At 58.8% G+C, this 1,176-nt stretch carries 1 protein-coding gene; it reads right to left on the reverse strand.

Translation table 11 applies throughout. The features are described from left to right. On the reverse strand, positions 1-982 hold a 982-nt coding region (locus VZ95_RS18105), incomplete at its 3' end, for an aspartate-semialdehyde dehydrogenase (RefSeq protein ID WP_045777103.1). Positions 983-1,176 lie beyond the last annotated feature (194 nt).

The following is a 1,176-nucleotide window of genomic DNA, read 5'->3' on the forward strand; positions in this document are numbered from 1 at the left end:
GAGCAATCTGCACGGCATTCAGTGCCGCACCTTTGAGCAACTGGTCGCCCGAAACGAAGAAATCGATACCGTGGTCGCCAAAAATCAGGCTCTGACGAATGCGACCGACGTTGCAATCATGCTGCATCGTGGCATTGATCGGCATCGGGTAGACGTTGTTTGCCGGATCGTCGACCAGCTTCACGCCGGGGGCAGCGGCAATCGCGGCGCGCGCGGCTTCCACCGTAATCGGCTTTTCGGTTTCAATCGTCACGGCTTCCGAATGCACGCGTAAGGTCGGCACGCGCACCGCCGTGCAGGAGATCGGCATATCCGGCGCGCCGAAAATCTTCCGGGTTTCCCAGGTGACTTTCATTTCTTCGCGCGTGTAGCCGTTCGGCTGGAAGCTATCGATATGCGGGATGAGGTTGAAGGCAATCGGGTGCGCGAACACCTTATGCCCCGCCGTACCGCCATCGAGCACGACGCGCGATTCGGCCAGAAGCTCGTTCATCCCCTCAACCCCGGCCCCCGAGGTGGCTTGGTAGGAGGAAACGATGACCTTCTTCACCCCAAACACCTTGTGCAGCGGCCATAGCGCCACCGCCAGAATTGCCGTGGTGCAATTCGGGTTGGCGATCAGCTTTTTGCCCTTGGCGGTTTCCGGGTTGATTTCCGGGATCACCAGCGGCACCGCATCGTCGAGACGGAAAGCCGAAGAATTATCGATCACCAGGGCCTTTTCCGCGATCTTCGGGGCGTATTCCTTAGCGAACTCGCCGGAAACGGCCAGGAAGACCACATCGCATTGCTGCGCGGCTTCCACGGAAAAGGCTTCAATGGTTTTTTCCCCGAAGGGCGTGGTAGTCGTTTTACCGGCCGACCGTTCAGAGGCGAACAGATGGAGCGAGCCGACCGGATAGTTCAGATCGGCCAGCACACTCATCAATTCGGCCCCGACGGCGCCCGTAGCGCCAACGATACCGACTGCGTGTTTGGCCATGATATGTCCCTTTATGACAAATCGTTCCCGGCTTCAGTGCCGGGGCGGTAAGCCTTGCCCGGTTTCCGGCGCGGTGACAAATCGAAAATGCGAATGCAGCCTGCGCAAATATGATGCAGCCGCGCGCGAGATAAGTTTCGGAAAATTACGCTTCTTTCCGAAAAATGGCCCGCCGTCAGCCTGCCGTCAGGAAC

Origin of the sequence: Elstera litoralis, from assembly GCF_000963705.1 — a bacterium.
GTDB classification, from domain to species: Bacteria; Pseudomonadota; Alphaproteobacteria; order Elsterales; family Elsteraceae; genus Elstera; species Elstera litoralis.